18 protein-coding genes, 1 tRNA gene, 2 pseudogenes and 1 riboswitch are annotated in these 23,404 nt (G+C 63.4%); of the genes and pseudogenes, 14 read left to right on the top strand and 7 right to left on the bottom strand.

The genetic code is table 11. The features are described 5' to 3' along the window. A pseudogene (locus tag ABIV12_RS11615) lies at positions 1-282 on the top strand (RNA helicase); the annotation flags it as partial. A gap of 79 nt (positions 283-361) precedes the next feature. Here the strand turns inward: ABIV12_RS11615 and ABIV12_RS11610 are convergent. From ABIV12_RS11610 to ABIV12_RS11600, 3 genes are all read right to left on the bottom strand, one after another. Further along, positions 362-850: an MgtC/SapB family protein gene (locus ABIV12_RS11610; protein ID WP_348059410.1), complete on the bottom strand. Its 489-nt coding sequence runs from the start codon at positions 848-850 to the stop codon at positions 362-364. Positions 851-1,010: 160 nt separating this feature from the next. Further along, positions 1,011-2,267, bottom strand: coding sequence for a crosslink repair DNA glycosylase YcaQ family protein (locus tag ABIV12_RS11605; protein ID WP_348059408.1), 1,257 nt, complete (start codon positions 2,265-2,267; stop codon positions 1,011-1,013). Positions 2,268-2,313: 46 nt separating this feature from the next. Further along, complete coding sequence (locus ABIV12_RS11600; protein WP_348059414.1) at positions 2,314-4,170, bottom strand: peptidase M61; 1,857 nt, start codon at positions 4,168-4,170, stop codon at positions 2,314-2,316. 273 nt (positions 4,171-4,443) lie between these two features. Here ABIV12_RS11600 and phaZ point away from each other — a divergent pair, with 273 nt between their 5' ends. After that, positions 4,444-5,691 (top strand): polyhydroxyalkanoate depolymerase, encoded by a 1,248-nt coding sequence (gene phaZ, locus ABIV12_RS11595; RefSeq protein WP_348059406.1) that lies wholly within the window; start codon positions 4,444-4,446, stop codon positions 5,689-5,691. Positions 5,692-5,730: 39 nt separating this feature from the next. Further along, complete coding sequence (locus tag ABIV12_RS11590; protein WP_348059404.1) at positions 5,731-6,657, top strand: peptidylprolyl isomerase; 927 nt, start codon at positions 5,731-5,733, stop codon at positions 6,655-6,657. Between the two features lie 100 nt (positions 6,658-6,757). Here ABIV12_RS11590 and ABIV12_RS11585 read toward each other — a convergent pair whose 3' ends face one another. Continuing rightward, entirely contained in the window at positions 6,758-7,642 is an 885-nt protein-coding gene (locus ABIV12_RS11585) for a neutral zinc metallopeptidase (RefSeq protein WP_348059402.1), read from the bottom strand. 368 nt (positions 7,643-8,010) lie between these two features. Here ABIV12_RS11585 and rnt point away from each other — a divergent pair, with 368 nt between their 5' ends. The 7 genes from rnt (at position 8,011) to phoU (ending at position 13,850) form a co-directional block, all read left to right on the top strand. Continuing rightward, entirely contained in the window at positions 8,011-8,634 is a 624-nt protein-coding gene (gene rnt / locus ABIV12_RS11580) for a ribonuclease T (protein WP_348059400.1), read from the top strand. Between the two features lie 31 nt (positions 8,635-8,665). Then, complete coding sequence (locus ABIV12_RS11575; protein WP_348059398.1) at positions 8,666-8,950, top strand: zinc ribbon domain-containing protein; 285 nt, start codon at positions 8,666-8,668, stop codon at positions 8,948-8,950. A 211-nt stretch (positions 8,951-9,161) separates the two neighbouring features. Beyond that, positions 9,162-10,190: a phosphate ABC transporter substrate-binding protein PstS gene (gene pstS, locus ABIV12_RS11570; protein WP_348059396.1), complete on the top strand. Its 1,029-nt coding sequence runs from the start codon at positions 9,162-9,164 to the stop codon at positions 10,188-10,190. Positions 10,191-10,366: 176 nt separating this feature from the next. Next, a complete protein-coding gene (gene pstC / locus ABIV12_RS11565; protein ID WP_348059412.1) occupies positions 10,367-11,332 on the top strand; it encodes a phosphate ABC transporter permease subunit PstC in 966 nt (321 codons plus the stop codon). Continuing rightward, on the top strand, positions 11,329-12,189 hold the full coding sequence (pstA, locus tag ABIV12_RS11560; protein ID WP_348059394.1) for a phosphate ABC transporter permease PstA: 861 nt from the start codon (positions 11,329-11,331) through the stop codon (positions 12,187-12,189). Before pstC ends, pstA begins: the two co-directional genes overlap by 4 nt. After that, positions 12,182-13,006 carry a phosphate ABC transporter ATP-binding protein PstB gene (gene pstB / locus ABIV12_RS11555; protein WP_348059392.1) on the top strand — a complete coding sequence of 275 codons (825 nt, stop codon included), beginning with the start codon at positions 12,182-12,184 and terminating at the stop codon, positions 13,004-13,006. Before pstA ends, pstB begins: the two co-directional genes overlap by 8 nt. A gap of 106 nt (positions 13,007-13,112) precedes the next feature. Beyond that, a complete protein-coding gene (gene phoU, locus ABIV12_RS11550) occupies positions 13,113-13,850 on the top strand; it encodes a phosphate signaling complex protein PhoU (protein ID WP_348059390.1) in 738 nt (245 codons plus the stop codon). Between the two features lie 78 nt (positions 13,851-13,928). Here phoU and rlmB read toward each other — a convergent pair whose 3' ends face one another. Further along, positions 13,929-14,666, bottom strand: coding sequence for a 23S rRNA (guanosine(2251)-2'-O)-methyltransferase RlmB (gene rlmB, locus ABIV12_RS11545; protein WP_348059388.1), 738 nt, complete (start codon positions 14,664-14,666; stop codon positions 13,929-13,931). A 72-nt stretch (positions 14,667-14,738) separates the two neighbouring features. Continuing rightward, positions 14,739-16,883: pseudogene (gene rnr / locus ABIV12_RS11540) on the bottom strand (ribonuclease R); the annotation flags it as partial. Positions 16,884-17,166: 283 nt separating this feature from the next. Between rnr and ABIV12_RS11535 the strand changes: the two are divergent. Then, positions 17,167-17,251 (top strand) — tRNA-Leu (locus ABIV12_RS11535). A 40-nt stretch (positions 17,252-17,291) separates the two neighbouring features. Here the strand turns inward: ABIV12_RS11535 and ABIV12_RS11530 are convergent. Continuing rightward, complete coding sequence (locus ABIV12_RS11530) at positions 17,292-17,945, bottom strand: hypothetical protein (protein ID WP_348059386.1); 654 nt, start codon at positions 17,943-17,945, stop codon at positions 17,292-17,294. A gap of 331 nt (positions 17,946-18,276) precedes the next feature. After that, positions 18,277-18,386: riboswitch (glycine riboswitch) on the top strand. Between the two features lie 39 nt (positions 18,387-18,425). Here ABIV12_RS11530 and gcvP point away from each other — a divergent pair. The 3 genes from gcvP to ABIV12_RS11515 form a co-directional block, all read left to right on the top strand. Continuing rightward, a complete protein-coding gene (gcvP, locus tag ABIV12_RS11525; protein WP_348059384.1) occupies positions 18,426-21,356 on the top strand; it encodes an aminomethyl-transferring glycine dehydrogenase in 2,931 nt (976 codons plus the stop codon). 223 nt (positions 21,357-21,579) lie between these two features. Next, positions 21,580-22,797 carry a hypothetical protein gene (locus tag ABIV12_RS11520; protein WP_348059382.1) on the top strand — a complete coding sequence of 406 codons (1,218 nt, stop codon included), beginning with the start codon at positions 21,580-21,582 and terminating at the stop codon, positions 22,795-22,797. A 151-nt stretch (positions 22,798-22,948) separates the two neighbouring features. Then, a partial coding sequence (locus ABIV12_RS11515; RefSeq protein ID WP_348059380.1) for a catalase occupies positions 22,949-23,404 on the top strand: 456 nt, incomplete at its 3' end.

The following is a 23,404-nucleotide window of genomic DNA, read 5'->3' as shown; positions in this document are numbered from 1 at the left end:
CTTGCGATCTCGCTGGTGTCGAGTGACGAGGAAGGCCTGCTGCGCGACATCCGGCGCATGCTGAAGCAGGACATCGATATTGTGCCGATCGCCGGCTTCGAACCGTCGCGTCCGTTGCGGGTGGACGGCACTTCGCGTCCGGTGCAGAACCAGCGTCCGCCGCAGCGCCACGCGCGTCGTCCGCACGTGTCGAGCCCGGGTGGCGATGCGCGTCCGGGTTCGCGCGCAAAAGCACCGCAGCAGCGCAATGGCGGCGGTCAGCGCTACTCGCGTCCGGCCTGATCGATTGGTTTGATGGCGATGCGGCCGCGTGCCGCATCGCTGTATCCCTGCCGCAACGCACGAACGACGATGCCAGCCGTCACGATGGTGGATCAATCGTGCTTTCGCGCGGGTCTCCGCGAACAGGTCGAAACCGCCGGCGCAGCGTCCGCTCAAATCGTCCGCCGAACACCATCACCAGCGCGCCGAATGCGAACGCCAGCAACACCGGCCCGTACGCGCCGACACCGCACGCGACACCGAGCAGCGCGGTCACCCAGATCGTTGCCGCGGTCGTCAGGCCATGCACCTGGCGCAGGCCCGGATCGCGCAGGATCACACCAGCGCCAAGAAACCCGATTCCGGTCAGCACCCCCTGGATGACCCGGCTCAACGCATCGTAGCGGTGCGTCAGATCCTCGCCGGGCGGCATCACCACGATCACCATCAGCGCAGTGCCGAGACTCACCAGCGCGTGTGTTCGCACGCCTGCAGGTTTTCCATGCAGGTCCCGATTCAGGCCGATCAGTGCGCCGACGAACGCCGACAGTCCGAGCCGAAACGCGATCGTGAAGAACTCATCGGACATGTTCGCTCTCCGGGGTTGGCGAGACGATCTTGCGCAGGTTTGCGCGCTACGGCAACAGCAACACCTCGGCGATCCCGATCGATCGTGCGCGCGGCTGTCGAAGACATCCACGTATCACGCGGATCACGGATCGAACGATACGCACATGCCTCTCGCGCGCTCAGCCGTTGCGATTGCCCCTCAACGCTGCGCGAAGCATCGGGCCGAAGGATTTCGGTTCGCAGCGACGCACGGTGATTTCACGCGTGGCATGCCACTCGGCGCACTGCCGGATCGCCGGGGCGATCGCCACGGCGAGCGCGTCGGACGGTTCGACTCCATCTTCGAGGAACAGCGCCTTCACCTCGAACATGCCGTCTGCGCGATGCGCTTTCGCGTCGAGTCGCCCCACCAGACGTCCGCGATGCAGGATCGGCAACACGAAGTACCCGTACATCCGCTTCGGAGCCGGCGTGTAGCATTCGATCCGGTAATCGAAGCCAAACATTGTCGACGCGCGCTCGCGATCCCACACCACCGGATCGAACGGAGACAACAGCGTGGTGTGGGTCGCGCGAAGCCGGTTGGCCGACGCGAGCTGCAGCAAGGTCTGGTTGTCGCGATGGACGTAACCGGGGTTGCTCCAGCCGTCGACCTCGACACGCAGCAGTTCGCCCGACTCGACGAACGGATCGAGCGCTGCGTCCTTGAGCTTGCCGCCGGCGCGGAAGTAGTCGTTGACCCAGCGCGCCTGCGCAATGCCGAGCGCGCGCACCGCACCGAGATGGAATGCGCGCTGCATTTCGCGCTCGTCTGCAATCCCGATCGGCGTTCCGAACGCGACTGCCTTCGCGACGACCCGCTCGCTGAGATCGTAGACGCGCTGGAAATTTTCGCGCCGGGTGATCATCAGTTCGCCCGTTGCGAACAGTGCTTCCAGCCAGCGTTTTTCGTCCTTCCATCCCCACCAGCCGCCGCCGGTGAGGCCATCGGCGCGCTCGAACTCGGATGCCTTCACTGGGCCACGCTCACGGATGTGACTGAGCAGTCCCGCCATCCCCACTGCATGCGCATTGCGCGTCCGATGCGCGCTTTTCATCGACCAGTGCGCGGCGCGACTCGCACCGAAGTGGCGTCGGTGCAGCTCGAAATCGGCGAACGGGGCAAAGCAGGCTTCGTGAGCCCAGCACTCGAAGATCGCTCCTTCCGACAGCCATTCCTCCAGCCATCGCGTGTCGTAGGAGCCGAGTCGCGCGAAAAGAACGAGATACGGGCTACGCGCCACCACGTTGATCGTATCGATCTGCAGCACGCGCATCCGCTCGATCGCCGCCAGCACGTCCGCCTTGCGCGCGCGCCGGGCCGGTCGCGCGAGAACACCCTGCGCGCCGAGATGGATCAGTCGCGCCTGATGCGCGGAGACACTTGAGAGCGGCATCCGATTGCCCTGCGCGCGAGTCAGCGATTCGCGAGTCGACGCGAGGTCACTTGCGCGCCGCAAGAATCGCATCCAGTCGATCCGCGGTGCCTGCAATGCGTTCGAGATGCGGATACTTCAGCCCATCGCGATAGTCAACACGCACGGTGCGGTACGCGTCACCCGTTTTCACCAGCAACTCGATCGGTGCGGTGCCGCCCTTCGCCGCGGCGATTGCATCCCGCAGCCGCTCGGACTTGAACTCGCGACCGTTCACCGCGACGAGCGTACCCGCCGGTGCTGCTCCCGCCTTGAAAGCGGGACCGTCCCAGCGCACGTCGGCGATTTTTCCATCCTTGGTGCTCACGACGAGGCCGATCGATGCCGAGAAGTCGACCAGCTTGCGGCTCGTCTCGATACTCTTTTGATACGCGCTGGGCGACTCGGTGTAGACCAGTCGCCATCCGCTCGCCGCAATGCCGTCGAGAGGCGGAGCGTACGCATCGATCCGCTGATGAAGGAACGTTGCCCAATCGAAATGGGCGACACCATCGAGCGCCTGCGCGACATCATCGAAGGTGTACGTCTTGACCGTGTAGCTGCCGTCGTCGCCACCGAAGAACGCATGTGCAAAATCGTCGAGCGAGCGCTTGTCGCGGCTGAGTTCGCGCAGCTTCGCATCGACAGCGAGCCAGACCAGCTGGCCGGCGCTGTAGTAGTCCTCGCTCATCTGGTAGTTGCGATACGGCAGTGGCTTGCGCTGCGCGATGACCGGATCGCCGGTCGTGTCCTGCACGTTGCGCCACGCGAAGCCCGGGCGATTGTCCGCATAGTTCGCCGCGACCAGTGCAAGCGCGTCGCGTGCCTGCTCGGTACTCCACAGTCCCGAGCGCGCAGCGAGCACATAACCCCAGTACTGCGTCTGTCCTTCATACACCCACAGCAGGCTGCCCTGCATCGGCTCGCTGAAGTTCGCCGTTGTGAGGTCGGCTGGCCGGCGGAACTTGCCGTTCCACGAATGCGTGTATTCATGTGCCAGCAAGTCGCGACGCGGTGCGTTCTTGTCCCACTCGGTGAAATAGCCCGGATCGGCGCTGTTTTCGCTCGAACGATGGTGCTCGAGCCCGATGCCGCCGAGCGTGTCGCTTAGCGCAAGCAGGAAATCGTAGTGGTCGTAGTGCTGCGTACCAAACAGCTTGCGTGCCTGGGTAACCAGATCGACATGCGCCTTCAATTGTGCCGGCTTGATGTCGAGGTCCTTGGCGTCGTCCGCAACGACGTTGAGATGGACGGGAACGTTGCCGCCGGCCAGCTCGACGCGCTTGTAGTGGCGGCCGGCAAACATCGGCGAGTCCACCAGGGTGTTCAACGGAACCGGTTTGAACGACACCACGCCGTCCGCCGATGCGGCGCCTGCCACATCAAGGGCGCACCCGAACGACCAGCCGTGCGGCAGCTTCAGGTCGGCGGCGACGGTGATGCCGCGCGTCGCGTACCCGGCCGGGTACAGCGCGACCGTATTCCATTGCAGGTTGAGCATGTCGGGCGTCATCACGATCCGCCCCTGCGCGCTGTCTTGCGGCGAGAGAAAATCGAACTCCACATCCAGCCGGTTCACGCCATCGGGCACCTCGAGGTGAAACGCGTACACCTCGACCGGATCGCGCTTCCACTCGATCGGCTGGCCATTGCCGCGGATCACCAGACCCGCCACCTTGTCGATCGGACCGCGCGGCGCGTGGTTTCCGGGCAGCCACTGCGGATACAGCAGCACGTGCGGCCCCGCCGAGACGGGAATCTCCTCATGCACGCGGAAGATGCGGTGATCGAGATCGGTGGCATCGACGCTGAGCTTGAGGGTTCCCGGATACGCAACATCAGCCACAGCAGGAATCGCGGGAGTTGCCGCGAGCGCGCTATTCATCCACAGCGCGATGAGCAGTGGCACTGGATGCATCAAAGTTTTCACACGTCATCTCCTTTCTGGCGGCGCACGGCGCCTTGATGACCCGTGATTGTTGCATGGCATCCTGATGGCAGCAGCGCCACATCAGGCACTTGACGTTGCGGAAAATGGCGGCTTCCCGCCAAAAAACGGCAGGTGGCTTGTCGGGCACTGGATCGCACGCATCGCCTGCAACGTCCCGATGACCCCTGATGCCCTAGAATCGGCAGGTCTTCCACCCCCGGACTGCCGATGCTGTATCACCTCCACGAAGTCAACCGCACCCTGCTCAACCCATGGGTCAACTGGTCGGGTGCGGCCGCCAAAGCGCTCTCCGCGCCCGACAACTGGATGTCACATTTGCCCGGCGTGGATCGCGTCGCAGCGGGCTACGAATTGTTTTACCGGATCGGCAAGGACTATGAAAAGCCCGCGTTCGGGATCACCGAAGTGATCGCGCACGACCGCAAGGCCGCGGTCGTCGAGGAAACGGTGATGGACCTGCCGTTCTGCAACCTCGTCCACTTCAAGCGCTGCAGTGACGATGTAGCGGCGCTCACCGAACTGCGCCGTGATCCGGTCGTGCTGGTGGTCGCTCCACTGTCCGGCCATCACGCGACCCTGCTGCGCGACACTGTACGCACGCTGCTGCGCGATCACGATGTCTACATCACCGACTGGATCGACGCGCGCATGGTGCCGGTCGAAAAAGGAGCGTTCGGACTCGAGAACTACATCGACTACGTGCGCCGCTTCATCGGCAAGCTCGGAGCCGACAGGCTGCACGTGATGTCAGTGTGCCAGCCAACCGTGCCGGTGCTCGCCGCCGTGTCGCTGATGGCGTCCGCCGGCGAGAAAACACCCCTCACGCTGACGATGATGGGCGGGCCGATCGATCCGCGCGAATGCCCCACCGCCGTGAACAACCTCGCGACCAACAAACCGTTTTCATGGTTCGAGTCGAATGTGGTCTTCGATGTACCACCAAATTATCCCGGCAAGGGTCGCCGCGTGTATCCGGGCTTCATGCAGCACGCCGGCTTCGTCGCGATGAATCCGAACCGCCACGCCACGGCCCACTGGGATTTCCACCAAGACCTGGTGCGCGGGGATCTCGAGGATGCCGCCGCGCACCGGCGCTTCTACGACGAATACAACGCCGTGATGGACCTGCCCGCTCAGTATTACCTCGACACCATCCGGGTCGTGTTCCAGGAATTCCTGCTGCCGCTCGGCACGTGGGTGGTCGAGGGCAACCGCGTGGCACCCGAAGCGATCAAGCGGTCGGCGCTGCTCACTATCGAGGGCGAACTCGATGACATCTCGGGTCTCGGCCAGACGCGCGCCGCACATGACCTCTGCAAGGGCATTCCGACGAAGAATCAAGCGCACATCGAAGTGAAGGGTGCCGGTCACTACGGCATCTTCAGCGGCCGCCGCTGGCGCGACGTGGTCTATCCGGACGTACGCGATTTCATCCGGCGCTTCCACAAGGGCTGACGCCGGCTGGCAGTCCATTCGGCAACCACGAGGACATCCATGCGCTCGAAGACGTTCGTCATGGCCGCTGCATTGGCGCTGGCCGATTCGGCGGCACTCGCCGACGTGGCTGGCAAACCACCGACGATGCAACAGGTACTCGACGCGTCGAAACCCGGCGACTGGCGGGTGCCTGACCCTGAAAACACGCTGTACCTCGATCTCGCGGCGGGCCGTGTGGTCATCGAACTCGCCCCGACGTTTGCTCCGCTGCACGCGGCGAACATTCGTCGGCTCGCGCACGAGCACTACTTCGACGGTCTGGCGATCCTGCGCGTGCAGGACAACTTCGTCACCCAGTGGGGCGATCCGGAGGCCGACAACAAGGACAAGGCCCGCAGCCTCGGCAGCGCGAGCAAGACGCTCGCATCCGAGTTCGAGCGCACGATCGTCGGGGCACCTTCGTTCACGCGATTGCCCGACGGAGATGTCTACGCGCCGCAGGTGGGCTTTTCCAACGGCCTGCCGACCGCACGCGATCCGAAGGCTGGCAAGACCTGGCTCGCACACTGCTATGGCATGGTTGGGGCCGGTCGCGACAACGGCGTCGAAACCGGCAGCGGTGCCGAACTCTACGTAGTGATCGGACAGTCGCCGCGCCAGCTCGACCGCAACATCGCACTCGTCGGCCGCGTCGTGCAGGGCATGGAACTGCTCGCCAGCCTTCCACGCGGCACGGCACCGCTCGGCTTCTACGAAAAACCCGGACAACGCCTGCCGATCAGGTCGATAAGGCTGGCGTCCGACGTGCCTGCGTCGGAACGCACGCCGCTCGAGATCTTCCGCACCGATACGCCCGCGTTCGGCGCGCTGACCGAAGCACGCCGTAACCGCAGCGATGACTGGTACAAGGTGAAAGCCGGCCACATCGACGTGTGCAGCGTGCCGATTCCGGTTCGCAAGCCACCTGCGCTTGCGAAACCCTGAAGATGACGGCGTCGCAGGATCGGCCTCAGAAGCGATGCTTTTGAAGCGCCGCGCAAAAAGGCATCGCGGCTGAAGCCGATCCTACAAAGTCATCAGAGAATCAAAGCTGCGCAGCACCGAACGTATCGCAGTTCCGGATATCGCCGCCGGTGAATCCGCTCTTGAACCAGCGTACGCGCTCTGCCGACGACCCATGGGTGAACGAATCGGGCACCACAACACCGCGTGACTGCTTCTGCAACGCGTCATCGCCGATCTGGTTTGCCGCATTCAACGCGGCCTCGATGTCACCAGGTTCCAGCCAGTTGAGCTGCTGCTGTGCGTGATTCGCCCACACGCCGGCAAAGCAGTCGGCTTGCAACTCCTGCCGGACCGACAATCCTGTCGCGCCCTGCATCGGCGTCCCGCGTCGGGCGGACTGTTCGACCTGATCCATGATACCGAGCAGGTTCTGGATGTGATGGCCTACTTCGTGCGCGATCACGTACGCCCGCGCAAAGTCGCCAGCCGCATGGAAGCGCTGCTGCATCTCCTGGAAGAAATCCAGATCCAGATAGACCTGCCGGTCGCCCGGACAATAGAACGGTCCCATCGCGGCCGATGCAGCGCCACAGGCAGACTGCACGCCGCCGTGGAAGAGCACGAGCCGCGGAGCGGGATATTTCTTGCCACTCGCACTGAACACCTGTGTCCAGACATCCTCGGTGCTGCCGAGAACCTTTTTCACGAATTCCGTCTGTGCGTCGTTGCCAGCTGGGGCCACCTGCTGCTGCGCCGATTGGCCGCTGCCGTCGTCCGAAACCGAACCGCTGAGCAGTTGCAGGATCTCCATCGGATTCTTGCCGAACAGAAGTCCGACGATCACCACGATGATGATGCCGCCGAGTCCGAGTCCGCGTCCGCCGCCGAACGAAGGACCGCCGCCGCCGCCACCGCTGTCATCCTCGACCACGTTGTCGCTGGATCGCCCCTTCTTCCAGAGCATGTGTTTTCCCCCCTCTCCCGCTCGGACACCCGAACGGCGCTGACACTACCGCGCCCGCGGCGCGCGTCGCAAGCGAACGCGGATGGGCACACCGGCCACCGTTCAGCACGTGCATCCTGCCGGAGCCGTTCTCGCAAGCGGTCAAGGCGATCGCAGCCGTCGGTGCGACCCTCAGGCGTGCGACCGGGCCTCTGCTGGCGGCGTGACCGCGCATCCAGGTGCGAGATCGAAACGGTTGAGAAGGGGCGAATTTCGCGCGATGGAGCCGCTTCTCACAGGAACTGAGAACCGAACGGATCCATCGATCCACGGCAAGGCGCACCGGCTTGCTATGCTGGGCGATGATCATCTCCTCTACCGCCACCCGGATGTCGCAGCGTTTTCGCGGCTTCCTCCCCGTCGTGATCGACGTCGAGACGGGCGGCTTCGATTGCGAACGCCACGCGCTGCTCGAAATCGCCGCAATCATCATCAGCATGGATGACGAAGGCTGGGTCCATCCAGAGCGCGCAGTATCGACGCACGTCGAAGCGTTCGCGGGCTCCGAGCTCGATCCGCGATCGCTCGAGATCACCGGAATCGACCCGGACCATCCGTTTCGCGGCGCGCTGCCGGAGAAGGAGGCGCTCGAGCTGATCTTCAAGCCGGTCCGGCAGGCGCTGCGCAGCACCGAATGCCAGCGTGCGGTCCTCGTCGGCCACAACGCGGCATTCGATCTCGGGTTTCTCAATGCCGCGATCCGACGGACGGCGCACAAACGCAGCCCGTTTCACTTGTTCAGCTGCTTCGACACCGTGTCACTCGGCGGTCTCGCATTCGGCCAGACGGTGCTGAGCCGGGCGGTTGAAGCGTCGGGCCGTACGTGGGATGTGCGTGAGGCGCACTCCGCCGTGTATGACACCGAACGCACGGCCGAACTGTTTTGCGATGTCGTCAATCGCTGGAAGCGCATGAGCGACCTGTCGACCGGCTCGTTCGTGGAACGGGCTTGATCCTTCGGCTGGGCGGGCGCATCTTCGCGCAATGCCACTTTACGAATACGCGCCCGTCACACCGCCCGGCTGCGCCTTGTGCTGCTACGGTTTCGAACTGCTGCAGCGCCTGTCCGATGCGTCGCTGACGCACTGTTCGGCGTGCGGTGGCGCGATCCAACGCGTTCTCGGTGCGACCGGAATGGTGTCCGGCCAAGCGCACGTGTTGAAAGAAAAATACGTCGCCGAGCGTGGGTTCACGCAGTACCGCAAGATCGGCAAGGGCCTGTACGAGAAGACGGCCGGCAAGGGACCCGACACCATCAGTGGGGACTGATGTGCGGCATTTGGTCATATGACGGCGCTGAAAGAATGCGCGACAGTTGATTGATCGAAAAGAAATTTCTTCGCCGGGTCGCCGACTTCCCACCCGCGCTGTCACACCGCTGCAACAAAACTCTCATCGTTCTGCAATGCCCGGGGCCTACAAAGCGCACCAAGGCGGCTTCATGCCGTGTCCGCTTTTGCCATCCTTTGAGGAGTCCCGCGTGCTGACCTCGATCAAGACCCGTTTCATTGTTGCCGGCCTCGCCGCCGTCCTCGGAGCGAGCGCCACGTCTGCGCAAGCCACCGACATCACCGGTGCAGGTTCGACCTTCATCTACCCGATCCTGTCCAAGTGGTCGGATACCTACAACAACTCCACCGGCACGAAGATCAACTACCAGTCGATCGGTTCGGGCGGCGGCATCGCGCAGATCAAGGCCGGAACCGTCAGCTTCGGCGCGTCCGACAAACCGCTGGATCCGAAGGAACTCGCGGACGCAGGTCTCGCACAGTTTCCCGCAGTGATCGGCGGCGTCGTTCCGGTCGTGAACATCGCTGGCGTCGAAGCGGGAAAGATCCACTTCACCGGTCCGCTGCTTGCCGACATCTACCAGGGCAAGATCACCAAGTGGAACGATCCCGCGATCGCGCAGATCAATCCGGGCGTCCCGCTCGGCGACGGCGCGATCACCGTCGTGCATCGCTCGGACGGTTCGGGAACGACCTTCAACTACGTCAACTACCTGTCCAAGGTGTCGCCCGAGTGGAAGGCCAAGGTCGGTGAAGGCACCGCGGTGTCGTGGCCGGTCGGCGTCGGTGGCAAGGGCAACGAAGGCGTTGCCGCCTACGTGAAACAGATCAAGGGATCGATCGGATACGTCGAACTCGCGTACGCACTGCAGAACAAGATGGCCTACGCCGCCGTGCAGAATGCAGCCGGACAGTTCGTGCAGCCGAGCCTTGCAAGTTTCCAGTCTGCCGCCGCGAGTGCCGACTGGAAGAATTCAAAGGATTTCTTCCTCGTCGTCACCAACGCGCCGGGCGAGAACTCATGGCCGATCACCGCGTCTGTTTTCATCATTGTCTACAAGCAGCCGAAGGATATCGCCGGAACCAAGGCAACCCTCGACTTCTTCAAGTGGGCTTATGAAAACGGCAGCAAGCAGGCCGAGGAACTGGACTACGTGTCCCTTCCGAAGTCCCTGACCGACCAGATCGAAGCGTACTGGGCGGCCGAGATCAAGCTCTGATCGACGAGTCAACGACGTTGTTGCCAATGCCCTCCCCGTTCGGGGAGGGCTGAGGCTTTGTGAGGTGACCCTCGCCCAGCGCGAGAGGCGATCCTCGTTCAGCAGGCTCGCCAATCCGAGCCGACCCCCATTTCATGCAGGCGCCCATGTCAGCCAGCAACAGCGCCATGACCACCATGACGACCACAGTCATCGATGGCGAACGTCGGAGCGCGCGCGACGCGCGTGGCGATCGCATCTTCCGCTGGGTCGTTGCCGCGGCGGGAATGCTCGTGCTTGCCGCACTCGTTGGTACCGCGTTCTCGATGCTGTGGGGCGGGCGCGAAGCATTCGGCACTTTTGGCTTCGGCTTCCTGACCTCGACGGACTGGGATCCGGTCAATCACAAATTCGGCGCGCTGGTTCCGATCTACGGCACGCTCGTCACCGCGCTGATTGCCATGCTGATTGCAGTGCCTGTCAGTTTCGGGATCGCGCTGTTCCTGACAGAAGTCGCCCCGCCCTGGCTGCGGGGCCCGGTCGCCGCGGCGATCGAACTTCTCGCAGGAATTCCATCAATCATTTACGGCATGTGGGGCTTGTTCGTGTTCGTGCCGATCATGGGCGAGTACGTCACGCCGTGGCTCAATGACCACCTTGGTCACTGGCCGCTGATCGGCGCGTTGTTCACCGGTCCGCCGCTCGGAATCGGCATGCTGACCGCCGGCATCGTGCTGGCGATCATGGTCATCCCGTTCGTCTCCTCGGTGATGCGCGAAGTGTTCCTCACCGTTCCGACGCGCCTGAAGGAATCCGCGTACGCGCTCGGCAGCACCACGTGGGAAGTGGTCTGGGACATCGTGTTTCCGTACACGCGCTCTGCGGCAATCGGCGGCGTGTTCCTCGGCCTCGGTCGCGCGCTCGGCGAAACGATGGCCGTCACGTTCGTGCTCGGCAACGCGCACCGTCTATCCGCGTCCCTGCTCGAGCCGGGCAACTCGATTGCCGCGACCATCGCCAACGAATTCACCGAAGCGGATTCAGACCTGTACCGGTCATCCCTTGTCGCGCTCGGATTCCTGCTGTTCGTCGTCACCTTCATCGTGCTCGCAGCCGCCAAGCTGCTGCTTCGCCGCCTGTCCCGTAACGAGGGAACGAAATGAGCACCGTCGCCGATCGTCTCTATCGAAAGCGCAGTGTCGTCAACGCGTTCAACCTTGTTGCATCCGGACTCTGCGCGGCCTTCGGGTTGTTCTGGCTGGTGTGGATCCTCTGGACCACGTTGCGCCACGGCATTGCCGCGATGAAGCCGGGCCTTTTCACCGAGATGACGCCACCGCCCGGGTCGGACGGCGGGCTCGCCAACGCGTTGTTCGGCAGCCTCATGATGAGCATGACGGCGATCCTGATCGGCACTCCGGTAGGCGTCGCGGCCGGCACCTACCTCGCGGAATTCGCGAAGAAGCGCGCGCTCGGCGAAACCATCCGCTTCCTCAACGACATCCTGTTGTCGGCACCATCGATCGTGCTCGGCCTGTTTGTGTACACGCTCATCGTCCGGCCGAGTGGGCATTTCTCGGGCTGGGCAGGCTCGATCAGCCTGGCGTTGATCGTGCTTCCCGTCATCGTCCGTACCACCGACGAAATGCTGCAACTGGTGCCGAGCACGATGCGCGAAGCGGCCTTGTCGCTCGGTATCCCGCAATGGAAGGTCACGATGCAGGTGCTGTACCGCTCGGCACTGCCGGGCATCGTCACCGGCATCCTGCTTGCGCTTGCGCGCATCAGCGGCGAAACCGCGCCGCTGCTGTTCACCGCGCTCAACAACCAGTACTGGAGCCACGACATGAGTGCGCCGATGGCGAGCATGCCGGTCGTGATCTTCCAGTACGCGATGAGTCCGTACGAATCCTGGCAATCACTGGCCTGGGCCGGCGCGTTCGTTGTCACCCTGTTCGTGCTGCTCCTCAGCATCCTCTCCCGCGCGATCCTGCTTCGCAACAAGGTCTCCCATGACTGACGCCCGTTTTTCCGTGCAGTCCACACCCTCACTCTCTGCCGCAGAGTCCGCGGTTCCCGCAAAGCAGCCGAAGATGGCCGCGCGCAACCTCGATTTCTACTACAACGGATTTCGCGCGCTCAAAGAGGTCAATTTCGACATTGCCGAAAAGCGCGTCACTGCGCTGATCGGACCGTCCGGCTGCGGCAAGTCGACCCTGCTGCGCGTGTTCAATCGCATTTATTCGATCTATCCGAAGCTCGAAGCGAAGGGCGAGGTGCTGCTGGATGGCGAGAACATCCTCGACCCGAAATTCCCGCTCAATCGCCTTCGCTCGAAAGTCGGCATGGTGTTCCAGAAGCCGGTGCCGTTTCCGATGTCGATCTACGACAACATCGCCTACGGCATCCGCCACTACGAGAAGCTGTCCAGGGCCGAGATGGATGTGCGCGTCGAGCAGGCACTGAACCAGGGCGCGTTGTGGGGCGAGGTGAAGGACAAGCTCAAACAGAGCGCGCTCGGACTCTCGGGCGGCCAGCAACAGCGCCTGTGCATCGCGCGCGCGATTGCGCTGAAACCTGAAGTGATCCTGCTCGATGAGCCCACCTCGGCGCTCGACCCGATTGCCACCGGCAAGATCGAACAGCTGATCTCGGAGCTGAAGGATCACTTCACGATCGCAATCGTCACCCACAACATGCAGCAGGCAGCACGCGTTTCCGACTACACCGCGTTCATGTATCTGGGCGAGCTGGTGGAGTTCGGCGACACCGAACTGCTGTTCACCAAGCCGATGAAGAAACAGACCGAGGACTACATCACGGGCCGCTTCGGCTGAGCCACTCGAAACCCCTTCAACGTCATTCCCGCGAAGGCGGGAATCCAATTTGACTTTGCTCAAAGCCCATGGATTCCCGCCTTCGCGGGAATGACGGCATGAGAAAATGAGCGAGAAACTGCCGATGACCACCACCGCATCCTCCGACCACATCGTCAAGAGCTACGACGCAGAACTGAAGCGCCTCACCGGCGAGATCCAGCGCATGGGCGCAATCGCGCTGACGCAGTTGTCAGCCTCGATCGACGCCGTGATGGACCGCGACGGCGAAGCTGCGATGAAAATCGTGCTGGAAGACAACACGATCGACCAGCTCGAAAACGACGTCAGCCAGGACGTCGTCCGGCTGCTCGCACTGCGCCAGCCGATGGCACGGGATCTGCGCGAAATTCTCGCCGCATTGCGTATCTCGTCGGACATCGAGCGCATTGGCGACTACGCAGCCAACATTGCGAAGCGCTCGATCATCCTCAACCAGTCGGCGCCGGTCCAGCTCGCGTCCGCATTGCCGCGACTCGCACGCCTGGCCGAAGGGCTCGTCCGAGAAGTTCTCGCCGCCTATCACGACAACGATGCCGACCGCGCGCTCGCTGCGTGGACACGCGACGAGGAGCTGGACGAACAGTACACCGGCCTGTTCCGCGAGCTGCTCACCTACATGATGGAAGATCCGCGCAACATCACGCCCTGCACGCATCTGCTGTTCATGGCAAAGAACGTCGAACGCATCGGCGACCATGCAACGAACATCGCCGAGAACGTATACTTCCTGGTGCACGGATCGCACATCAAACAGACGCGACGCAAGGGCGACACCACAAGCGGCGCGATTCCGCACGCGTGATCACGTGCCACAGACGCGTTCATGCCGCCGGCTCCTTTGACTGAAACATGAAGCGCCGGCTGCGCCAGCGCGTCCGGCCTACCCGCGCTGCCGAAGCGTTTCGAATAGCGCAATGCCGGTCGCGACCGACACGTTGAGACTCTCGATGTCGCCGCGCATCGGAATGTGCGCAAGGAAATCGCAGGATTCGCGCGTGAGGCGACGCATTCCTTCGCCCTCGCCGCCCAGCACCACCGCGATCGGGCCCTTCAGATCGACCGCGTAAAGTGACTGCGGCGTGTCGCCGGCAAGACCGACCAGCCAGACGCCAGCCTCCTTCAGCACCTTGAGCGAACGGGCGAGATTGGTCACCGCGACAATCGGCACCCGATCCGCCGCGCCCGCAGATGCACGTCGCACGGTCGGCGTGACACCGACAGCACGATCCTTCGGCACGACGACGGCTGTCACGCCGGCGGCTTCGCAACTGCGAAGGCACGCGCCGAAATTGTGCGGATCCGTGACGCCATCGAGTACCAGGAACAACGCATCCCGCCCGGCCTTTTCGACCAGATCTGCAATCGCCGACTCGGGCAACGGCGGTGGCGCGTTGTAGTGCGCAACCACGCCCTGATGACGCGCACCACCGGTCATCCGATCAAGCGCCGCACGGTCGCGCGCGTGCGGCTTCACACCGAGATCCCGCGCGCGCTCGCCCAGTTCCTTCACGCGCGGGTTTTGCGTGCCGGTCTCGATGTAGAGCTCGGCGAGGTTTGCGACGTCGTGGTTCAACGCCGCTTCGACGGCGTGGATGCCGATCAGCAGTTCGGTACTCATGCGTGCCTTGAAAATTCCGTCATTGAAGGGTGAAGAAGCTCACTCATCGAACCCACCTCAACGCCCCGTCACCAGCCTGAAGTCGATCTTCCTGTCCTCGAGGCTCGCGCGCAGAACCTGCACGCGCACTTCATCGCCAAGGCGGAACTTGAGGCCGCGGCGTTCGCCCGTTAACAGGCGACGTGTCGCGTCGAAATGGTAGTAATCGTTCGGCAACTGCGTGATGTGGACAAGACCGCTGATCTTCGATTCGGTCAGTTCGACGAACAGGCCGAATGACGTCACACCGGCGACGATGCCTTCAAACTCGCTGCCCACGTGTTTTTCCATCCACGCGCACTTGTAGCGTTCGTCGACGTCGCGTTCCGCTTCGTCCGCGCGACGCTCGTTGTGCGAGCAGTGCACGCAAAAGCTTGCCATCGTGCTCGGGCTGTATTCATAGGCGGTCGGCTTGCCTCCGCCAAGCGCGTAGCGGATCGCGCGATGCACCAGCAGGTCCGGATAGCGGCGAATCGGCGACGTGAAATGCGTGTAGAACTCGAGCCCGAGCCCGAAATGGCCGGGATCGTTCGGCTGATACACAGCAAGGCTCTGCGAACGCAGCAGCACCGATTCGATCAGGCTGGAATCCGCGCGCTTGCGCACTTTCTTCAGCAACGCCGAAAAATCACCCGGCGTGACCTGGTCGTGCGGAGGCATCGTCAGTTTAAACTCACGCAGGAATTCGAGCAGGTCCTCGTACTTCGACGCCGGCGGCGGAGCGTGCACCCGATACGGCGAGGGAATCTGTTTCTTCTGCAGGTACTTCGCGGCTTCGACGTTCGCCGCAATCATGCATTCCTCGATCAACTTGTGCGCATCGTTGCGATCGTAGGAGCCGAGCTGCACGACCTCGCCGTTCGCTCCGAGACGGAACGACACCTCACGACTTTCGAAATCGATCGCACCGCGCCTCTGGCGCGCCTTCGACAGCAACTTGAACAGGTTGTGCAGGCTCTTCAGCTGCGGCATCACGTCGGCCAGCTCGTGCCGCGCATCGGCGTCCTTTTCGCCGATCGCCTGCCACACGCGGTTGTAGGTGAGCCGGGCATGCGAACGCATCACTGCCGGATAGAACTTCGATCGCGTGACTTCGCCGTCGTGGTCGACCTGCATCTCGCAGACCATGCACAGGCGCTCGACCTTCGGGTTGAGCGAGCAGATGCCGTTCGACAGAGTCTCCGGCAACATCGGCACGACGAAGCCCGGGAAATAGACCGACGTCGAACGGTTGTACGCCTCGGTATCGATTGCGCTTCCGGGACGAACGTAGTGCGACACATCGGCAATCGCGACCAGCAAACGAAAACCACTGTCGTTGGGCTCGGCGAAGACGGCGTCGTCGAAGTCCTTCGCGTCTTCGCCGTCGATGGTGACCAGCGGTGTCGCGCGCAGGTCGACGCGCCCCTCTCGCTCGGCCGCGGAAACTTCCGGCTCGACTTCAGCGGCGTCGCGAAGCGCAGCATCCGGCCAATCGTGCGGCAGGTCGTGGCTGGCAATCGCCATCTCGACGACGAGCGACGGCGTCAGCCGTTCGCCGAGAACAGTCATCACGCGGCCCATCGGTCCGCGCTGTGCCGTCGGCTGGTCGGTGATTTCGACGACGACGATCTGCCCCGAGCGCGCGCCGAGATCTTTTCCGGGCGTGATCAGGATGTCCTGATGCAGGCGCCGGTCGTCCGGCTTCACGAGCACCAGACCGTTTTCCTCGATGACGCGGCCGACCAGTCGCGGCGAACGCCGTTCCAGCACTTCGACGATGGCGCCCTGGCGACGACCGCGGCGGTCCACGCCGACGACGCTCGCGAGCACGCGGTCGCCATGCATCACCTTGCGCATTTCCGCCGGCGACAGATACAGGTCTTCGCCCTTTTCCTCCGGACGCAGGAACCCGTAGCCTTCCGCGTTGGCAATGACGCCGCCGCGGATCAGATCGAGTTTGCTCGCAACCCCGTAGCCGCCGCGGCGATTCTGGATCAGCTGGCCGTCGCGCAGCATCGCGGCGAGCCGACGCGTGAGCGCTTCGAAATCCTGGGGAGTCGAGAGGTTGAGCGCGTGCGCGACCGCCTCGACATTCATCAGCTCGCCATGCTCGACCAACAACGCCGTGATGGCCTCGCGACTCGCGATGGGGCGCTCATATCGCGACGCTTCGCGATCCGCGTACGGATCGTTGATCGGCGGCCCCTTCGACGGCGACGCTTTGCCACCCTTTTTCGCGGGCAGCGGCGGCAGCCGCTCGGGCATGAACTTCGGCAGTCCGGCGCGTTTGGCCGGTCCGCGTGGATTGCGCGAGGCGGGAGCCTTCGCACTGGTGGTTTTTCTTCGTTTCAACGTGATTCCTTTTGATCGGCCGGCAGCGTCGCCGAGCATGCCGCCGATTGCAAGCGCAATGCGTTGACAGCCCGCGACGTGGCCAGTATTGTTCGCGCCCCCGACGGACGCATGTCCGGCGGGCTTTGCCCAGGTGGCGGAATTGGTAGACGCACTAGCTTCAGGTGCTAGCGGGGCGACCCGTGGAGGTTCGAGTCCTCTCCTGGGCACCATATGTGGTTCAACAAACCCGCTTCGGCGGGTTTGTTCGTTTCAGTGTTTGCGATTGCCTGGATCGATCGCCGGATACTGGAGCGAACGCAGCGACTGCTGAGCGATGGCTTCGGCACGTTTTTGCTGTGGCCAGAAAACGAAGACCCAACCCGCTGTCGTCCCGACCAGTATAGCGGGTCCGGCCGTCGCGGCTGTTCCATCCGCATAGGTGATGACGACGTGGGTCGCATCCCCGCGCAGGATGCGATCCGCTTGCATGCGCGTGTACGAGATCACCAGCGCGAACGCGAAATAGATCACGAAGCCGATTGAAAACAACGCACGGGTGAACGTGCTGGCATTGATGCGTTCCCACCAGCGCGGCGCCCATAAGCGACCATACCAGTGCGCGCGCATCCGCTCGGCGCGGTCCGGATGAGCGAAACGCCAGCGTTCCCAGCGACGTATGATTGCAGACAAGGCGAAGCCGGCCGCAACCAGAACGAGGTACATCGGGTCGCGCAAACCGGCAACGAGGATATCGGTCGGCTGGAGGTACTGGAAGATCGGAATGCCAAACGGGCGGTAGAGCCAGTAGCTCGCCCACAGCCCCAAAGCAGACATCGCAAAGTACGCGACACTCAGCAAGAACGCCGGCTCGCCAAGCGCGCGCCTGCTTGCGCGACGCAGTGCCGAATCCTGCGTCGCAGGCACGGAATTTCCAGGATCTGCCATCAACGATACCGGTCCTGCCCAGATGATCCGCGGGCAGCATAGCAACGACCATCCCGGGAAGGGCGTGCGCACCCACGGTTTTTTGTCGCTCGCCTTTCGCCAGTGGGCCGCCCTGCATCCTCGCTGACGGGTCGGTTGGCCCCCGACAAAACGCGCGCCGCACGCCCACTCCTGGCGGCGCGTCGTATCGCGTCGACCACCGGCCGTGCTTATAATCGAGTGGTCCACAGTTCGCGGTGGGAGAAGCGGCCTTCAAACGCCGCTGCCGAAGGCGCATCGCCCGTAATCGCTCAGGCCCGTTACCACCGCGCGCGGACACTCTGGAGAGACCGGCTGCCGCATCGGCACGAACCGGCGCCGAAGGGGCAAGAGGCGCAACCGCGCTTCCAAACTCTCAGGCAAAAGGACAGAGGGGCGCCCCACGTGCGGCTTCGCGCGTGATTTCCGGATGCCCATCCCATGTCCCAGCCAAACAAACGCACGCCTGCGCACTTGTCCTTGCGCGACCTCGAACACCATTCCGCGTTCGTCGAACGTCACATCGGGCCGAACGACGCCGAAATCTCGCAGATGCTTCGCACGATCGGGCATGCGTCGCTCGACGCGATGACCGATGCGATCGTGCCGGCGCGGATCAAATCGCCCTCGCCGCTCGCTTTGCCGGCGGCGATCACGGAAGAGGAGGCATTGGCGAAGATTCGCGCAATCGCCGACAAGAACGAAGTGTTCCGCAGCTTCATCGGTCAGGGCTACTACGGGACGCTCACGCCGAACGTCATCCTGCGCAACATCCTCGAGAACCCGGCCTGGTACACGGCCTATACGCCCTATCAGGCGGAGATCTCGCAGGGTCGCATGGAAGCGCTGATCAACTTCCAGACGATGGTCACCGACCTCACCGGGATGGAGATCGCCAACGCGTCGCTGCTCGATGAAGCCACCGCTGCCGCCGAGGCGATGACGCTCGCCAAGCGGTCGTCGAAGTCGAAATCGAATGTGTTCTTCGTCTCCAGCGGCGTGCATCCGCAGACGCTCGAAGTGTTGCGCACACGAGCGGATGGTCTGGACATCCAGTTGCACGTCGGCAACGACCAGGATGCAGCCGGCGTCGACTGCTACGGCATCCTGCTGCAGTACCCGAATACGTTTGGCGAAGTGCGCGACTACATGGAACTCGCCGCAGCGCTGCACGCGCGCGGAGCGGTCGTCGCGGTCGCGAGCGATCTGCTGGCGCTGACACTGATCGCCGCGCCGGGCGAATGGGGCGCCGATATCGTCGTCGGCAACAGCCAGCGCTTTGGCGTGCCGTTCGGCTTCGGCGGTCCGCACGCTGCGTTCATGGCGTGTCGCGATGCGTACAAGCGCTCGATGCCCGGCCGACTGATCGGCGTCTCGATCGACGCCGAAGGCAACACGGCCTATCGCCTCACGCTGCAGACACGCGAACAGCACATCCGGCGGGAGAAGGCGACATCGAACATCTGCACCGCGCAGGTGCTGCTCGCGGTGATGGCGAGCATGTACGCCGTCTATCACGGGCCGGACGGACTGACGCGCATCGCGCGCCGCACGCACCGGCTGGCGTCGATTCTCGCGGCATCGCTGCGCGCCGCGGGCGTGAAGGTCGGCGCCGACTTCTTCGACACGCTTCATGTCACCGACGTCGATGCTGCGTCCATCCACACGGTCGCCAGCCACTCGCGCATCAACCTGCGCAAGATCGACACCACGAGGCTCGGAATCAGCCTCGACGAGACGACGACACGCGCCGATGTGATCGCGATCGCCGCGATCTTCCACGCCTCTGTCGACATCGACGCGCTCGATGCGTCGACGCCGGATGCATTGCCGACAGCGCTCGCACGCCATTCGACGTTCCTGCAGCACCCGGTTTTCAACACGCATCACAGCGAGCACGAGATGCTGCGCTACATGCGGTCGCTCGCCGACAAGGATCTCGCGATGGATCGCACGATGATCCCGCTGGGCTCGTGCACGATGAAGCTCAACGCGACCGCGGAGATGATCCCGGTGACGTGGCCCGAGTTCGGCAATATCCATCCGCTTAGCCCCCATGGGCAGACACATGGCTACCGCCAGCTGATCGCCGAGCTCGAGGCGATGCTGGTCGAATGCACCGGATACGACGCGGTCAGCCTGCAGCCCAATTCGGGTGCGCAAGGCGAGTACGCCGGCTTGCTGGCGATCCGCGCATGGCACCGCTCGCGCAACGAGGGACATCGCGACATCTGCCTGATCCCCGAATCCGCGCACGGAACCAACCCGGCGTCGGCGCAGATGTGTGGCATGCAGGTGGTGGTGACGAAGTGCGACGCGAACGGCAACGTCGACGTCGAGGACATCCGCCGTGCTGCAGAAAAATTCGGCAGTCGCCTCGCTGCGCTGATGATCACGTATCCCTCGACGCACGGCGTCTTCGAGGAGGACATCGTCGAGATCTGCGAAATCGTCCATGCGCACGGCGGACAGGTCTACACCGACGGCGCCAACATGAATGCGCTGGTGGGAGTGGCGAAGCCTGGCAAGTGGGGCTCGGACGTCTCGCATCTGAATCTGCACAAGACCTTCTGCATCCCTCATGGTGGCGGCGGTCCGGGTGTCGGACCTTGCGCGGTGAAGGCGCATCTCGCGCCGTTCCTCCCGCGCACGCTGCCGTCCGTGGACGGGCACGGCCGCGCCGATGAGTCGCACGGGGTGGGTATGGTGTCGGCGGCGAGCTACGGCTCGGCATCCATCCTCCCGATCAGCTGGATGTACATCACGTTGATGGGCACGGAGGGGCTGCGCAAGGCAACGCAGGTCGCGCTGCTCAATGCGAACTACATTGCGAAACGTCTCGCGCCCCACTACGAGACGCTGTACACCGGTCGCAACGGCCTCGTCGCGCACGAATGCATCCTCGACCTTCGTCCGCTGAAGGACAGCAGCGGCGTCAGCGCCGAAGACGTCGCCAAGCGGCTGATCGACTTCGGCTTCCACGCGCCGACGTTGAGTTTCCCGGTCGCCGGCACGCTGATGGTCGAGCCGACCGAAAGCGAGTCGCAGCATGAACTTGATCGTTTCATCGACGCGATGATCCAGATCCGCGACGAGATTCGCGCGATCGAAAACGGCACGCTCGACCGCGACGACAATCCGCTCAAGCACGCACCGCACACCGCGACGCAGGTCGGCGGCAGCGAATGGATCCATGCGTACCCGCGCGAGCTCGCGGCGTTCCCGTTGCCGGGGCTCCGACTGCAGAAATACTGGCCGCCGGTCGCGCGCGTCGACAACATCTACGGCGACCGCAACGTCTTCTGCAGTTGCGTACCCGTTGAAGCCTTTGCCGGCGAGATCGAGGCATTCAGCGAACCCGACGTCGCTTAGGCACGGCGTGCAGGTGCAAGGGTCGCCAAGCGCGGCCGACGCCTCGTTTGGTGACCCGGGTGTTCAAACAGCAGCCCGCGCAGCATCCATTCCCGCCACAAGGGGATTGTGGTGAGTGCCGGGCTGCGATACCGTTTTGACCATGTCGCGATCAGGATGCCGCGTCGCTGATGGGTGCGCGGCTCGGATCCTGCCCAGTCAACCCTTCCCGAGCGCCCCACCGATGCCCAATTCCAAAGCGTCCAGCACGACATGGCCCGAGCAGTTCGTCACTGCGAATGATGGCGAAGCGCGTGCCTGGTTCGGATTGGGCGCTGCGATATCGGGCAAGACCGCCTTCATTGCTGCAAAAAATGCGAGCGTGGATGGACGCGCGGGACAGGGCGCGGTGTATGTATTCGAGAACGTCAACGGCGTCTGGACGCAGACGGCAAAACTGGTGGCCAGTGATGGTGCAGCGAACGACCAGTTCGGCACCGCGATTGCGCTCAGTGGTTCCCATGCGGTCATCACCGCCTCGCTCGCGAAGGTCAATGGAAACACCTGGCAGGGCGCAGCGTATGTGTTCTCCATCGTGCAAGGGGTCTGGAAGCAACAAGCAAAGCTCGTTGCCGGGCATGGAGCTGCATTCGATACCTTCGGCACGTCGGTTGCGATGCACGGCACGTCATTGTTCATCGGATCGGGGGGAGTCAACCAGGGCGGCGTTTTTTTGCGCCGACTCGTCTATGTCTTCCGCACCGACCCGGCACAGCGTGAACCGCACTGGGTCGAACGACAAACCCTCAACGCACCCGACCAGTCTGATCCGACGAGTTCGTTCGGTACGGCGATGGCAATCGGCGACGTCTACGCGTTGATCGGCGCGCGCTCCTCGACGATTTCCGGCGTTCCGGGCAAGGGGGAGGTTTATGTCTACATCGAAACGAATGGCAGCTGGCTGTTGTCGAGCAGCATCGTCGCCGAGGACGGTTCCTCGCGCGACAATTTCGGATCATCGGTTGCACTCGACGGGCTCAATGCGCTGATCGGGGCGCCCGGCGCGACGATCGACGGCAAGGTGTCACAAGGCGCGGTGTACCACTACCAGCTGTCGCACGGCGTCTGGGCTTTCGCGGAGAAACTCGTCGCGAAGGACGGTCAGGCCTCCAGCCTCTTCGGCGCGTCGGTCTCCGTATCTGGCCCGCTCGCGCTTATTACCGCCTATGCGGCGAAAAATTACACGGGTTCGGCCTACATCTATCAACGGGTTTCCGGGGCGTGGATCGCGAAGCTGGAACTGCAGGCGAGCAACGGCGTTGCCGGCGACGTTTTCGGATATTTCAGCGCGCTCGACTCCGCTACAGCGTTGGTCGGAGCCTATTCGAGGGACGTCAATGGCCGCGTCGATCAGGGTGCCGCGTATTTCTACACCGGCGCGAGCATCGGTCCGCACCCCTGATCGGTTGCCACGCCAAGCGTCAGCGTTGCGCTCCAGTCCAGCACGTCCGCGGTGCGCCGAGCGCTTAACGACGTCAGACTGTCGCGAGCGCGGTTCACGTTGTGCAGCCTAAAGTGGGCAGTCGAACTCCTCAGACGACTGGAAACTACTCATGGCCACTCGCAAGGCAAGCAAGGGATCGTCCCCAACCGATGCGGCATCCACCGCGGATGCACGCGGCAATGGTGGAGAGCTACAACAGATGGCCGGCGGAGATCACCCCGCACTGACGACCAACCAGGGTGTTGCACTCTCGGACAACCAGAATTCGCTTCGCTCGGCGCCACGTGGGCCGACGTTGCTGGAAGATTTCATCCTGCGTGAAAAGATCACGCATTTCGACCACGAACGAATCCCCGAACGCATCGTCCACGCACGTGGATCGGCCGCGCACGGATACTTCCAGCTCACCCGGTCGCTGGCGAAATACACGACCGCGAAGATCCTTACCGAAGTGGGGGAAAAAACTCCCCTGTTCACGCGCTTCTCAACCGTCGCAGGCGGTGCCGGCTCCGTGGATACGCCACGCGACGTGCGCGGCTTCGCGGTGAAGTTCTATACCAAGGAA

The organism is Dokdonella sp. (assembly GCF_039926425.1).
In the GTDB taxonomy this organism is placed as follows: Bacteria; Pseudomonadota; Gammaproteobacteria; order Xanthomonadales; family Rhodanobacteraceae; genus Dokdonella_A.
This window is presented reverse-complemented; position numbering and strand designations above follow the sequence as displayed.